The 13,159-nt window shown below is 45.8% G+C and carries 13 protein-coding genes and 1 riboswitch; of the genes, 10 read left to right on the top strand and 3 right to left on the bottom strand.

The genetic code is table 11. The features are described from left to right. Window positions 1-74: 74 nt before the first annotated feature. From BUA78_RS03820 to rbr, 4 genes are all read left to right on the top strand, one after another. Window positions 75-497, top strand: coding sequence for a bacteriohemerythrin (locus tag BUA78_RS03820; protein WP_072911113.1), 423 nt, complete (start codon window positions 75-77; stop codon window positions 495-497). After that, window positions 494-958, top strand: coding sequence for a chemotaxis protein CheX (locus tag BUA78_RS03815; RefSeq protein ID WP_072911112.1), 465 nt, complete (start codon window positions 494-496; stop codon window positions 956-958). Before BUA78_RS03820 ends, BUA78_RS03815 begins: the two co-directional genes overlap by 4 nt. Window positions 959-990: 32 nt before the next feature. Further along, complete coding sequence (locus BUA78_RS03810) at window positions 991-1,359, top strand: arsenate reductase family protein (RefSeq protein ID WP_084082294.1); 369 nt, start codon at window positions 991-993, stop codon at window positions 1,357-1,359. Between the two features lie 286 nt (window positions 1,360-1,645). Beyond that, window positions 1,646-2,179 carry a rubrerythrin gene (gene rbr, locus BUA78_RS03805; protein WP_139257231.1) on the top strand — a complete coding sequence of 178 codons (534 nt, stop codon included), beginning with the start codon at window positions 1,646-1,648 and terminating at the stop codon, window positions 2,177-2,179. Window positions 2,180-2,213: 34 nt separating this feature from the next. On the opposite strand, the gene BUA78_RS20115 is transcribed toward rbr, so the two are convergent. The 3 genes from BUA78_RS20115 to BUA78_RS03795 all read right to left on the bottom strand — a co-directional run bounded on the left by BUA78_RS20115 (window position 2,214) and on the right by BUA78_RS03795 (window position 5,258). Next, the gene (locus BUA78_RS20115; protein ID WP_175548967.1) at window positions 2,214-2,369 is read right to left on the bottom strand and encodes a hypothetical protein; all 156 of its coding nucleotides are present in this window, start codon (window positions 2,367-2,369) and stop codon (window positions 2,214-2,216) included. Between the two features lie 20 nt (window positions 2,370-2,389). Continuing rightward, entirely contained in the window at window positions 2,390-3,790 is a 1,401-nt protein-coding gene (locus BUA78_RS03800; protein ID WP_072911109.1) for an amino acid permease, read from the bottom strand. Window positions 3,791-3,881: 91 nt separating this feature from the next. Then, window positions 3,882-5,258, bottom strand: a complete 1,377-nt coding sequence (locus tag BUA78_RS03795; RefSeq protein WP_072911107.1) for a tyrosine phenol-lyase — start codon at window positions 5,256-5,258, stop codon at window positions 3,882-3,884. 229 nt (window positions 5,259-5,487) lie between these two features. Here BUA78_RS03795 and BUA78_RS20110 point away from each other — a divergent pair, with 229 nt between their 5' ends. From BUA78_RS20110 to BUA78_RS03770, 6 genes are all read left to right on the top strand, one after another. Further along, window positions 5,488-5,643 (top strand): hypothetical protein, encoded by a 156-nt coding sequence (locus tag BUA78_RS20110; protein WP_175548966.1) that lies wholly within the window; start codon window positions 5,488-5,490, stop codon window positions 5,641-5,643. Between the two features lie 142 nt (window positions 5,644-5,785). Further along, window positions 5,786-7,099, top strand: coding sequence for a sodium-dependent transporter (locus BUA78_RS03790; protein WP_072911106.1), 1,314 nt, complete (start codon window positions 5,786-5,788; stop codon window positions 7,097-7,099). A 144-nt stretch (window positions 7,100-7,243) separates the two neighbouring features. Next, complete coding sequence (ychF, locus tag BUA78_RS03785; RefSeq protein ID WP_072911104.1) at window positions 7,244-8,344, top strand: redox-regulated ATPase YchF; 1,101 nt, start codon at window positions 7,244-7,246, stop codon at window positions 8,342-8,344. Window positions 8,345-8,484: 140 nt separating this feature from the next. Beyond that, a complete protein-coding gene (locus tag BUA78_RS03780; RefSeq protein WP_139257230.1) occupies window positions 8,485-9,756 on the top strand; it encodes a BaiN/RdsA family NAD(P)/FAD-dependent oxidoreductase in 1,272 nt (423 codons plus the stop codon). Between the two features lie 47 nt (window positions 9,757-9,803). Next, a riboswitch (SAM riboswitch) is annotated at window positions 9,804-9,915 on the top strand. A gap of 12 nt (window positions 9,916-9,927) precedes the next feature. Beyond that, window positions 9,928-10,692 (top strand): hypothetical protein, encoded by a 765-nt coding sequence (locus BUA78_RS03775; RefSeq protein ID WP_072911101.1) that lies wholly within the window; start codon window positions 9,928-9,930, stop codon window positions 10,690-10,692. Between the two features lie 33 nt (window positions 10,693-10,725). After that, the gene (locus BUA78_RS03770) at window positions 10,726-13,125 is read left to right on the top strand and encodes a homocysteine S-methyltransferase family protein (RefSeq protein ID WP_072911100.1); all 2,400 of its coding nucleotides are present in this window, start codon (window positions 10,726-10,728) and stop codon (window positions 13,123-13,125) included. Window positions 13,126-13,159: the final 34 nt, after the last annotated feature.

Here is a 13,159-nt window from a genome sequence, read left to right as displayed (position 1 = left end):
ACCAACGTCTTATGAATCATGGGTTTGTTAATTGCCGGAAAGATCGATCTTAACTTGAAAGGCAGGTTTGTTAGATGATGTGGAAAGAGAAGTATAAAATAGGCGTACCTCTCATTGATCAGCAGCATGAAGAGCTCTTTAACCGGGTATCAGATTTTATCCAGACGGTTCGTCAAGAGGGTGCCTGGGAAGCAAAGTTAGAAACAATTAAAGCAACGATGGCTTTCATGCAAGAATATGTTGTAGTTCATTTTGATGAAGAGGAAGTTTACCAAGCACAAATCAACTATCCAGATTTGGAAAATCACAAGCAGGCTCATGCTAAATTTAAAGAGGCTGTCAATGGCTATGTCAATCGTTTAGATCAGGAAGGCTATAGCGAAGAACTTATGCAAGAATTTGGCGGTAAACTCATGGCATGGTTAATTATGCATGTGGCTGCAACAGATCAGAAAATTGGCGAATATGTAGAGGCCCAAGGGGGAAAGATTGAATGAAAGCGGAATATGTAAACTCCTTTTACCAAGCAACTACGGATGTATTTCAATTGATGTTAGATTTACAAGCCGAAAGAGGAACACTGAAATTACTGGAAGATATGGTATTAAGTAAAGATGCCAGTGTTATCCTTGGCGTAACCGGTGACCTGAGAGGCACGATTCTGTTTACCTTCCCTAAAGATATGGTTTTGGAAATGGTTAAAATTATGAGCGGGATGGAAATGGCTGAAATAGACAGCTTTGTTTCTTCGGCCATCGGTGAGGTGGCGAATATTATCGGTGGCAATGCAGTGACAATCCTGGCAAACCACGATTATACTTGTGATATTGCGACACCGCAGGTCTTGATCGGGGAATACAAATCCTTATCTGTAGGCAATGAAAAAGCTCTTTTGCTGCCTTTAATTACCTCCATTGGGGAATTTGAGATTGCTCTATTTTTAAAGGAAAAACAGTAGCTCGTTAATAATATGGAAAAGAGGATTAACTCATGCCCTGGATTTTGTTTGACTATCCGAGATGAACAACTGTAAAGAAAGCCAAGGATTGGCTTACGCAAAGAGGTATTCCCTTTGAGACTCGACATATCGTAGAAGAGAAGCCTACTCGGGACGAAATAAAGGAATTGCATCAGAAAAGTGGCTTAGAACTGAAAAAGTTCTTTAATACCAGTGGTGTAAAATACAAGGAACTAGGGATTAAGGATAAAATAAAAACAGCCACGCAGGAGGAATTATACGGTATTTTAGCCTCAGACGGTATGTTGGTAAAGCGTCCTATTCTGACGGATGGACAAAAAGTGCTGGTGGGTTTTAAAGACGTGATATGGGAAGAAGCATTTTCTACTTACCATAAATAAGCTAGCAGGGAAAGTAGATACTAATTTCACCCATTTTGCAATAAGGTGAAATTGACCGTGATCTTTGCTAGGGTAAGTAATTTACTGGAAGGTAGAACCGATTTACATAAGGAAAACCTAAGCCTCCGCCGGATCTAAAGACTTGGCGGAGGCTTCGTTTTTCCTACAAAATAACAAAAGTATGAACAAATGATTAATAATTGATGAATTGAGAGGAGAATATTTATCTTGACGAGAATAAATAAAATATATTAAAAAATATAGAAAAATCCATAAGGAGGTCAACATGAATTTAAAAGGAACTAAAACCGAAGAAAATTTAAAAGCTGCCTTTTCAGGGGAAAGCCAAGCCCGCAATAAGTATTCCTATTGGGCTAGCGCAGCTAAGCGAGAAGGTTATGAGCAAATTGCGGCTATCTTTGTAGAAACTGCCGATAATGAAAAGGAACATGCTAAGCGGCTATTTAAGTTTTTAAATGGTATTACCGATACTAAAACTCACCTCAAAGAAGCGGCTGCTGGCGAAAATTATGAATACACTAGTATGTATGTAGAATTTGAGAAAATTGCCCGGGAAGAGGGCTTTACTGAAATAGCAGATGTGTTCCGGGAAATCGGTGAAGTGGAAGAGGAGCATGAAAAACGCTTCTTAGCCCTGTTAAAGAATATTGAAGAGGGTAAAGTATTTAAAAGAGATGAAGAAGTAAAATGGAAGTGCCGTAACTGCGGCTATGTTCATAAAGGTAACGAAGCACCAGAGTTATGCCCAGCCTGTGCCCATCCACAGGCCCACTATGAGCTACTGTGTGAAAACTACTAAAGTAAAGGCCGGGATTATGCCCGGCCTTTACTAATTAGGATTTCTTTTTGGTTTTTGTATCTTCGATTTTTTTGCTGGGTATTGCTACATCACTGGAGTATTCTTCCTTATAATCATTATCCTTGTCTTTTTTGGTAACTCCTGCAAAGGTAACACCAAAGAAACCTAATCCATTTTCTTTCTCAGCCATGACATGGCCTCCTTTTTCATTTAACTTTTGGAAGCATCAGATTCTTGTTGGGCTAGAACACTATGGGTACGACCATAGGCAAAATAGGTTATAATACCAATGGCCATCCAGACGAAGAAATTTCTCCAAGTATGAGCTGGTAAATTTCCCATCACGAAAGCACAGAAAATCAGAGCCAACGGACCAATCACGAATAGTGCCGGACACCTAAAGGGACGTTCCCAGTCAGGTTTGGTTTTGCGGAGCCGCATCACGCCGATGATGGACATAAAGAAGGCAAACAAGGTGCCGATACTACACATTTCCGCCACCAGATGAATGGGAGTAAAGCCGCTCATGGTGGCAACGGCAATACCAACAAGGATCGTGACGAGATAGGGTGAGCCAAATTTCGGGTGAAGTTTGCATAGGGAACGGGGAATCAGGCCATCACGGGACATGGCAAAGAAAGCTCGGGTTTGCGCGTACATCATTACCATGAGAACCGTTGTTAGGCCCGCTATAGCCCCGGTGCCCACTATTGCGGAACCCACACTATAGCCCAGATTACGCAAAACAAAGGTTACCGGTTCGGCTGTATCTAATTGTGGATAGGGTGTGGTGCCAGTCAATACTGCAGTCACAGCGATATACAATACGGTACATACGGCCAGTGAAGTGAGAATACCAATGGGCATATCATGTTTGGGATTTTTGGCTTCCTCTGCTGAGGTAGCAATGGAATCTATGCCCAAGTAGGCAAAAAAGATTACCGCTGCCCCTGTAGCCACCCCATGCCAGCCGTAGGGTAAAAAGGGGCTCCAGTTGGTTGGGTTAACCTTGGGCCCTGCCAGTATTAAGAAAATAAAGATGGCGCCCAGCTTAATGAATACCAGAATTTTATTTAGATTTGCACTTTCCTTAGTGCCTCTGACTAGTAATAACATTAGAAATAGTGCAATTAAAACAGCGGGTAAATTCACAATACCGCCGTCAGCTGGTACCTTTGTTAAAGCTTCTGGTAAATGTACTCCCCCGGATGCCAAAATGCCAGTGAAATAAGCAGACCAACCGCCTGCCACCGCGCTGGCCCCCACCGTATACTCCAGCACTAAGCCCCAACCAACAAAAAAGGCTAAAGATTCACCTAATGCGGTATAGGTATAAGTATAGGCACTGCCTGCTATCGGAATCATTGATGCCAGCTCCGAAAAAGCCAAAGAAACGAAGGCCACGGTTAACCCTGCCAGAACAAAGGATAACATCAGGCCTGGTCCGGCATATTTGGCAGCGGCCACACCCGTTAGCACAAAAATACCGGTACCGATGATAACACCTATGCCGATTAGCGTAATATCTAAAGCACCTAATGATTTGATTAGGCCATGCCTTTTTGACTCTCTGATCATTACTTCTACGTCTTTAGTTCGAAAGATACTCATGGGCATACTCCTTTTATTTACGATAATGTAACACAAGGGCCGAAATGGTTAATCCGAATCGGCCCTTTCGTAAATTATCTTTTGTTCCTTTTTACTTGAGAGGTTCAAAGCGAGAAGTAAAGAAGCGTAACACCGGTGGTTCGTAAACCATTTTTAGACCAGGGATACTATCGCGCTTTTTGTAAAGCTCGATTACGGCATCAGCTACGACATCCATATGCGCATAGGTGTAAACACGACGAGGAATGGTCAAGCGCACAAGTTCCAGTTTTGGAAAGTAATGGTTACCTTCTTTGTCCCGACCGGCTGATACGATACCACGTTCCATACTCCGCACACCAGAAATCTCGTAAAGTTTAGCAGCCAACATTTGGGCTGGGAACTGATCTTGGGGAATGTGAGACAGGAAGGCCCGGGCATCCAGGAACACAGCATGACCACCGATGGGCTTAACAATGGGAACGCCAGCTTGAGTAAGTTTATCACCCAAATAGCGTACTTGCTCAATTCTGTGTTTAATGTAGTAATAGTCTACAGATTCATACATACCACGAGCCATAGCTTCCATATCCCGACCGGCCAAACCACCGTAGCTGGGCATACCTTCATAGACTACCACTAATTGGGTAGCCTTCTGGTAAAGATCTTCATCATTGAGGGCTAAGAAACCGCCAATGTTCACCAGGCAATCTTTCTTACCGCTCATGGTAGCACCATCGGCATAGCTAAACATCTCTTTAACAATTTCTGCTATGGTTTTGTTTTGATAACCATCTTCACGCTCTTTAATAAAGAAGGCATTCTCTATGCAGCGGGTGGCATCAAACATTACCTTGATACCGTGTTTACTGGCCAATTGCTTAACCTCACGCATATTTTGCATGCTGACGGGTTGACCACCAGCCAGGTTAACAGTAACAGCCAGGCAAATGTAAGGGATTTTATCGGCGCCGACGCGGTCGATCAGTGCCTGGACTTTCTTTAGATCGATGTTGCCTTTAAAGGGGTGTTCAACTTGGGAGTCATGGGCTTCATCAATAATGATATCGACAAAGGTACCGCCTGCCATTTCCTGGTGGGCTCTGGTGGTAGTGAAATACATGTTGCCAGGCACATAATCTCCAGGCTTAATGGCAATCTTGGAGAGAATATTCTCTGCACCACGCCCCTGATGGGTGGGAACAACATATTTAAAACCGTAAAGCTCACGAACAGCTTGTTCTAAATGATAGAAGTTGGCACTACCGGCATAGGCCTCATCGCCAATCATCATACCAGACCACTGGTTATCACTCATGGCTGTGGTGCCACTGTCTGTTAAGAGGTCAATGTACACTTCCTTGGATTTTAATAGAAAGGTGTTGTAACCGGCCCGTTTAATGGCCTCTGTTCTTTCCTGCTGGGTCGACATAGCAATGGGTTCTACTACTTTCACCTTATAAGGTTCTGCCATATACTTATGATCCATTAGTTGCACTTCCTCCTTATGTATTGTTTTTGCTTGCTTACCTCATAAACGCTATTGCTACTATTTTTAGCATTGACAACAATAGTTTGTAACTGTTACTGATTTTTATCCAAGTTGGACATAAACTTTTAAAAAAAATAACAGTAAAAATATCCCAGGTATTTTTAACAAGATAAAATCTAATACTTACATTGAATTTACTTAGAAAAAGATTAGGGGGGTAAACAGTATGACAAAAATAAATAAATCTCTAGCAACAAGCCAAAGAACCGCTAACCCTACCTTAAAAGATGCATTTACAGATCAAACCGAGGCATCTTACTGTAAAGTAAAATCGGGTGCACGTGCTTTAGAGTTCGAATTTGATGGTAACTATGTACCTTAAATAGTAAGAAACAAAAAGTAGTTGGCTAATAGCTAACTGCTTTTTGCTTTTTATCCCGATGAAAAATTATTTCCCAACCTTTTGTGAATGGTTAAGTATCAAGCTATACCCTTAGATTCATTAAAAGGAAGTGAGTTGAACGATGGCTGAACGTGAAGCTTGGTCAGGTAAGCATGGTTTTATTTTAGCTGCTGTGGGTGCTGCCATGGGCTTGGGGTCCATTTGGATGTTCCCCTTTCGGATCGGAGCCTTTGGAGGCGGTGCCTTTTTGGTGCCCTATTTGTTTTTTACTTTCGTTCTGGGTGTAACTGGACTGATGGGTGAATTTGCCTTTGGCCGAAGTCAGCAAAAAGGAGCCATTAGTGCCTTTGAAAATGTATTTAAGGAAAAGGGCAAGGGAGGATTAGGAGCAGCTTTGGGGGTTATTCCGGTGCTGGGTGTAACCGGGGTGTTTACCTTCTACCTAATCGTTTGTGGCTGGGTCCTAAAGTATTTGTGGCTATCACTAACAGGAGCCTTTACTAAGATTAATCCTGGCTCATATTTTGGCAGTTTTGCCGGGCAACCGGAAAGCATCTTCTGGCATGCCTTAGCACTGCTAATAACGTTAGCGATCATCGTAAAAGGTGTTGCTGCTGGAATCGAAAAAGCAAACAAGATCATGATGCCAGGTTTGTTTATTATTCTGGTGCTACTATTGGTACGTTCCTTAAGCTTGGAGGGAGCTTCAGAAGGAATTAGGTTTTTAACCGTACCGGATTGGTCTAAATTGCAGGAACCTTTGACTTGGGTAAATGCACTGGGCCAAGCTTTTTTTACTGTATCCTTGGGGGGAGCGGCCATGTTGGTTTATGGCAGTTACCTGCGTGAAAGCGAAGATATTCCCTTTTCCGCTTTCCATACTGCCTTTTGGACTACCATCGCTTCAATGCTGTCAGCCTTTGTTGTTATTCCTGCGGCCTTTGCCTTTGGGCAGGATCCACAGGCAGGGCCACCATTATTGTTTATCACGATTCCCTATATCTTTAGCCACATGGTTGGGGGTTTTTTCTTTGGTTTGTTGTTTTTCCTGGCAGTTCTTTTTGCCGCGATCTCCTCTGCTATTAATCTAATGGAGGTGCCGGTGGAAGCGGTGATGGATCGTTTTAAGATGAACCGTAGAAAGGCTTCTATAATAGTGGCCATAACAGGCTTTGTGATCGGGTTACCCCTCGACTTAAACATAGAAATCTTTGGCAAATTCTCTGATTTTGTCACCATTTATATGGTGCCCTTTGGTGCTGTGCTAGCAGCCTTTGTGTTCTTCTGGGTTTATGGTGTAAAAAGAGCGGTGGCTCAAGTAAACAAAGGGGCAGTAAAACCAGTGGGTGAGTGGTGGGGTTACCTCGGCAAGTATGTTTTTACCGGTGTTGCTCTATTTATCCTGGTCATGGGCATTGTCCTGGGCGGTATTTAGCGGCTGAAGGTCGATGGCTGATGGCAAAAAGGGAAGTGGCACCAGAAATAGTTTTACGCCACTCCATACTTTTGCCAGGAGTGGTAAAGTACGGTAATATATGATACAATCCTCTGGTAGTGAAATAATAGAGGTGATCACAACGTGTCAACAAATTTGATAAGTGGCATTATTGGTTTGCCGCTGGTGGGAAAGACGACCATTTTTAATTTGTTAACCAACTCTAATCAAGAAATATCCAATTTTTTAAGTGGTAAAACGGAAACCATCACCGCTTCTGCCAAGGTTCCGGACAAGCGGATCGATTTTTTGACGAATATGTACAAGCCCCGCAAAATCACCTTTGCGCAGATTCAGTTTAGCGAAGTTCCCGGCTTAGTTCGTGGTGCCAGTGAAGGTAAAGGTGTCGGCAACCAGTTCCTCAGTGCTATTCGGAATGCTGATTTATTGGTGCATGTAGTAAGAGCCTTTAACAATTCAGATGTACCTCACGTAGAAGATGATGTTAACCCCTTGCGGGATATTGAAACCATTGCAGTGGAAGTTCTGCTGGCAGATATGGATTTGGTGGAAAAGCGGATCGAAAGAATTCAATCCGGTAAAAAAATCACCAAAGAAAATGCCTTCGAATTAGAAGTCTTAAAGAAATGCTTGGCTGCCCTGGAAGAGGAATCTCCCATCAGTCAACTGGGTCTCACAGAGGAGGAAAAGGTAACCCTTCGTAACTATGCCTTTTTAACCGAGAAGCCCATGATGCTGGTGGTTAATATTGATGAAGACCAGTTCCGGGCAGGAACCTATCCTGGCAAAGAAGAGGTAGTAAGCTATGCTGCCTCTAAGGGGATTGCTGTCATTGAAATCTGTGGCCGGATGGAAATGGAAATCAGCCAGTTGCCGGAAGAGGATCGGGCCCTTTTTATGGAGGACCTGGGCATTACCGAGCCGGGCATCGACAGGCTGGCCAGAGCGGTTTATGATTACCTGGGCTTAATTTCTTTCCTAACCGCGGGTGAAGACGAAGTAAGGGCATGGACTATTAAAAAAAGTACGGATGCCAAAAAAGCGGCAGGTAAAATTCACTCTGATATTGAACGGGGCTTTATCCGCGCTGAGGTAGTAGCCTTTGAAGATTTGGCAGAGGTCGGTTCTATGGCCAAAGTAAAGGAAAAAGGGTTATTTCGTCTGGAGGGCAAGGAATATATTGTCAAAGACGGCGACATCATAAACTTCAGATTTAACGTATAGCAGATAACCCCGGCTAGCCGGGGTTTTTCAGTACAACAACCCAAGTATAATCCCCAAAGCACAGATGAATTTTGTCATAAAGTGTTAAAATATAGTAGCATTTATCAATCATTAAGCAGATGTAATAGGAGTCGATAGGATTGACCAAGGGTTATGATGTGATTATTGTCGGTGGTGGGCCGGCGGGCATGATGGCGGCAGCCCGGGCAGCAGAAATAGGTGCCAGGGTACTGTTGTTAGAAAAAAACGATGTCTTAGGCAGAAAGATGCTCATTACCGGTGGTGGGCGCTGTAATTTAACCAACGATGCCAATCTTGAAGAGACCATTGCCAACATACCTGGCAATGGCAAATTTGTTTATAGTGTGCTACATCGATTTTCTGGGCAGGATGTACGCTCCTTACTGAAGCAATTGGGGCTACGAACAAAGGTAGAGGAACAAGGCAGGGTTTTTCCGGCCAGTGATCAAGCGGTAGATGTAGTGAATACGCTCATCAAATACCTACAGCAGCGGGGAGTAACCTTGGGTTATCAAACTTTGGTGGACGCATTGCAAATTGAGCATGGAAGTTGTCAAGGTGTTTGGGTGGGGGATCGGTTCTTACCGGCTAAAGCAGTGGTGATAGCCACTGGGGGTCTTTCCTACCCCAAGACAGGCAGCACTGGAGAAGGACATAAAATGGCTAAAACTGTTGGACATACCATTACACCGCTGTATCCCTCGGCAGTTGCCATTACCTGCAATGATCCTTGGATTGTGCAAAGGGAAGTACAGGGTGTTTCGTTGCCTCGGGTCACCATTACCCTTTATCGTGAAAACGGCAAAGTACTGGCCTCAGAGGCAGGAGATGTCATCATCACCCACTGGGGCTTGTCCGGCCCCGGAGCGTTGCGGTTGGGGCGGGTGGTGGCCTTAGCCTGTGCTAAAGGACAAGGACCACTACGGGGAGAAATAGATTTATTTCCCGGACATACCTGGCAAAGCCTGGAGGAGTTAGTCAAAGGGAAGGCTGCCACAGGCAGTAAGCGGACTCTGAAGAATATTTTGTCTGCCATTTTGCCGGAACGATTGTGTAAAGTTCTAATTTCCTTAGCTCAACTTAACTCCGAATGCCCCTTTGAAAAACTCAACAGATCTTCCTTGGAGTTCCTAATTCGTCAGATGAAGGCACTACCCATTAGGATTACCGGGACGAGACCTCTGGCAGAGGCTACTGTAACCGCCGGTGGGGTGCATATCAAGGAAATTGACCCCCGCACCATGGCCTCAAAGCTTATCCAAGGGTTGTTCTTTGCCGGGGAAATTATCGATGTGGATGCCCATACAGGGGGGTTTAATATGCAAGTGGCCTTTAGCACGGGGTATGTGGCCGGGGAAGCAGCGGCTTCTTTAGCCCAGGAAGGCACTTGACGAATGAACGTTCTTAGTGTAAATTACCATTAATATAAAATGTAGCGATCTTATCTAGAGTGGTGGAGGGACTGGCCCTATGAAGCCCGGCAACCGGCCATAATAACTGGCGACGGTGCCAACTCCTGCGGAACCAGAAAAGGTTCTGAGAGATGAGGGTGCTGAGGTTTAATGTGCATTAATACCGAAAACACCCTAATTGGGTGTTTTTTTGGCATATCGGAAAATGATACTGTCGCAGGGTATGGTGTTATCTTATCACGAAGGGGTGAGGTAGTGCTCTTCGCCGAAATACCGATTGCCATCGATCCACAGCAAGTCTTACGATATATGGGGCAGCCGGTTAATAAACAAAGCCAAGAACTTCAACAACAGATCGGAAGGATGGTACAGGGGGCTAAGCATTTGGTGTACCCCCGGGCCGTTTGTAACGACTGTACTATTCCACCGCAGTTTTTTTTATCACCCGCTATCAGTAGCACACTGCATTGCTGTAAAACTGCAAGCGTAATAGCCGTAACGGTTGGCAAGGCTATAGAGGATGAAGTCAACCGTCTTTTTAAAGTAAAAGAACCCACCGCCGGACTAGCCACCGACGCACTAGGTACTGTTGCAGTGGAGGAAGCTGCCCAGTGGGTTTTGGCAGGTAAGGCTAGACAGCAGCGGTTGAGAGGACTTTATGCCACGGCTAAAATCGGTCCCGGTTACCCAGGGGTGGATCTTTTGCAGACTTCCCGGTTTTTAACCTGGGCTGGGGCCGAGCAGATTGGCTTGACGAGCGATGAATATGGTCAGATGCACCCCAAAAAATCCTTGGTTTTTCTGGTGGGCTGGAGCCATCAGCCAACGCTGGACGGTCATAAATGCAAGCAGTGTCATAATCATAGTTGTTATTTCCGCCATGCTCCCCAGGGAAATTACCTTGACATTGGATAAGTGAAGAATAATTTATGAAAGGGAGGGTCATTGTTGTCCTTTCGGAATAGAGTAGAAAAAGAAATTCTAGTAATTGATGGAGCTATGGGTACCTTGCTGCAGCAACGGGGATTACCCTCTGGGTGGTGCCCCGATGAGTGGAATGTTAGTCACCCGGAAGTCATTCAAGAAGTACATAGGCTTTACTTAGAGGCAGGAGCAGATATTATTACCACCAACACCTTTGGCGCTATCCGTAGTAAACTGGCCGATTACGGTCTAGAGGACCGGGTTAAGGAGTTAAACCAGGCCGCTGTAACCCTGGCCAAAGAAGTGGCCAAGCCTTATGGAGCCTTGGTTGCTGGCTCCATAGGACCGTTAGGCAAATTCCTGCAGCCGTTGGGTGAGATATCCTTTGACGAGGCCTATCAGCAATTTTTTGAACAGTGTCAGGCCATGGTGGAGGCCGGGGTAGATTTAATTCTTTTTGAGACCTTTGGTGATATCGGAGAAATGCGGGTGGCCTTAATTGCTGCAGCGGATGCTGGTGATGTACCGGTGGTGGCCAGTTTCACCTTTGATGAATCAGGCCGCACCTTTACGGGAACCGACCCAGAAACAGCTGCCGTGGTGGTGGAACGGCTGGGGGTGTCTGCCATTGGGGTCAATTGCTCAGTGGGTCCCCGGCAGCTTGCCGATGTGGTGCAAAGGTTAACCCAGAGCACCAACCTACCCATTTTGGTTTCCCCCAATGCGGGCATGCCTGAGATGGTAGAGGGGCAGACCGTTTTCCGGGAAACTCCGGAAATGATGGCTGACTATGCGGTACGTTTTGTAGAATACGGAGCATCCATTCTCGGGGGGTGTTGCGGCACGACCCCGCTACATATTAAAGCGATTAGGCAAAGTGTAAAAGAATTAACGCTAAAACCCAGGCATCGGCTCTTTGGCTTGCGGCTTGCCAGTCGGGTAAAAACCGCCACCATAGACCCAAAGGGGATGCCCGTAGCCATTGGAGAGCGTTTGAATCCTACGGGTAAAAAGGCCCTGCAGGCAGAAATTCGGGAGGGAAAAACAGAGATCACCCGTCGCGACGCCCTGGCCCAGGTGGCAGCCGGATCTGCCATTTTAGATGTCAATGTGGGTGTTGGTGGGGTTGATCAAGTAGCCGCCATGGAACGGGCTGTCAATGCTGTGCAGGTGCTGGTGGATGCACCCCTCTGTATTGATAGCACTGATCCCCAAGTCATTGAACAGGCCTTGAAAAATTATCATGGCAAAGCCCTAATCAATTCGGTGAACGGGGAAGAACAAAGCCTGGACACGATCCTGCCGCTGGCAAAGCGTTACGGGGCAGCACTCATTGGCTTAACCTTGGATGACCAGGGAATTCCCGCCACGGCCAAGGAACGGTTAGCTGTGGCCCGCAAACTGATGCAGCGGGTGGAGGAACTGGGAATTCCTAAGCAAGACTTGATGATTGATACCCTGGTACTGACTGTCAGTGCTCAACCGGAAGGAGTACCGGAAACCTTAAATGCCATCCGGTACATCAAAAGGGATTTGGGCCTTACCACCAGTCTGGGGGTAAGTAACGTTTCCTTCGGTCTGCCAAATCGGGGGCTGATCAATACCGCCTTTTTTGCCATGGCGCTGGCAGCAGGGCTGGATGCCGCTATTCTAAATCCCCAGGATCAACGGATGATGGAAACTTTGCGGGCAGCTGCAGTTCTCACTGGACGGGATGTACGAGCGGAACAATATATTGCTCGGGAGCAGACCGCCCAGGGGGGGAACCAACCCCCAAAGGTATCGGAGCCAGTGGCTAGCACTCCTTTGGAAGTGTTATACCAGGCGGTGCTGTCCGGGGATAAGGATAATGTGGTGGATCATATTAATAAAGCGATAGACAGCGGCCTAAGCCCGATGGAATTGTTGGATAAAGCCCTTATCCCAGGCATCGAAGAAGTGGGTCGGCGGTACGGAGCAGGGATCTATTTTTTACCACAGTTGATGATGGCCGGAGAAACCATGACCAAGAGCTTTGAACGGCTGAAGCCGGAACTGGCCAAAGGCCCCTCCAGGAAGCTGGGGACGGTGATATTGGCCACGGTTAAGGGTGACATTCACGATATTGGTAAGAACATACTGTCGGTAATGCTGGCAAACCATGGTTTCGAGGTCATTGATCTGGGGAAAAATGTGGACAATCAGGAAATCCTGCAGGCGGCCATAGCACACCAAGCAGACATTATTGCCCTCAGTGCGTTGATGACCACCACCATGGTACATATGCCTGATTGTATCGCCAAGGTGAAGGAAGCGGGTTTATCTTGTAAAGTCATGGTGGGTGGTGCAGCGGTGACCGACCAGTATGCCCAGGAAATTGGTGCGGACGGCTATGCCTTTGATGCGGTGGAAGCTGTGGATTTGGCTAAAAAACTGGTAAGCTAGATTACGGAGCTGATGCAGGTTGCACAAGGAAACA

The sequence above is a fragment of the Desulforamulus aeronauticus DSM 10349 genome (assembly GCF_900142375.1).
Taxonomy (GTDB): domain Bacteria; phylum Bacillota; class Desulfotomaculia; order Desulfotomaculales; family Desulfotomaculaceae; genus Desulfotomaculum; species Desulfotomaculum aeronauticum.
The sequence above is the reverse complement of the archived record's forward strand: the minus strand, read 5'-3'. Positions and strand labels throughout refer to the sequence as shown.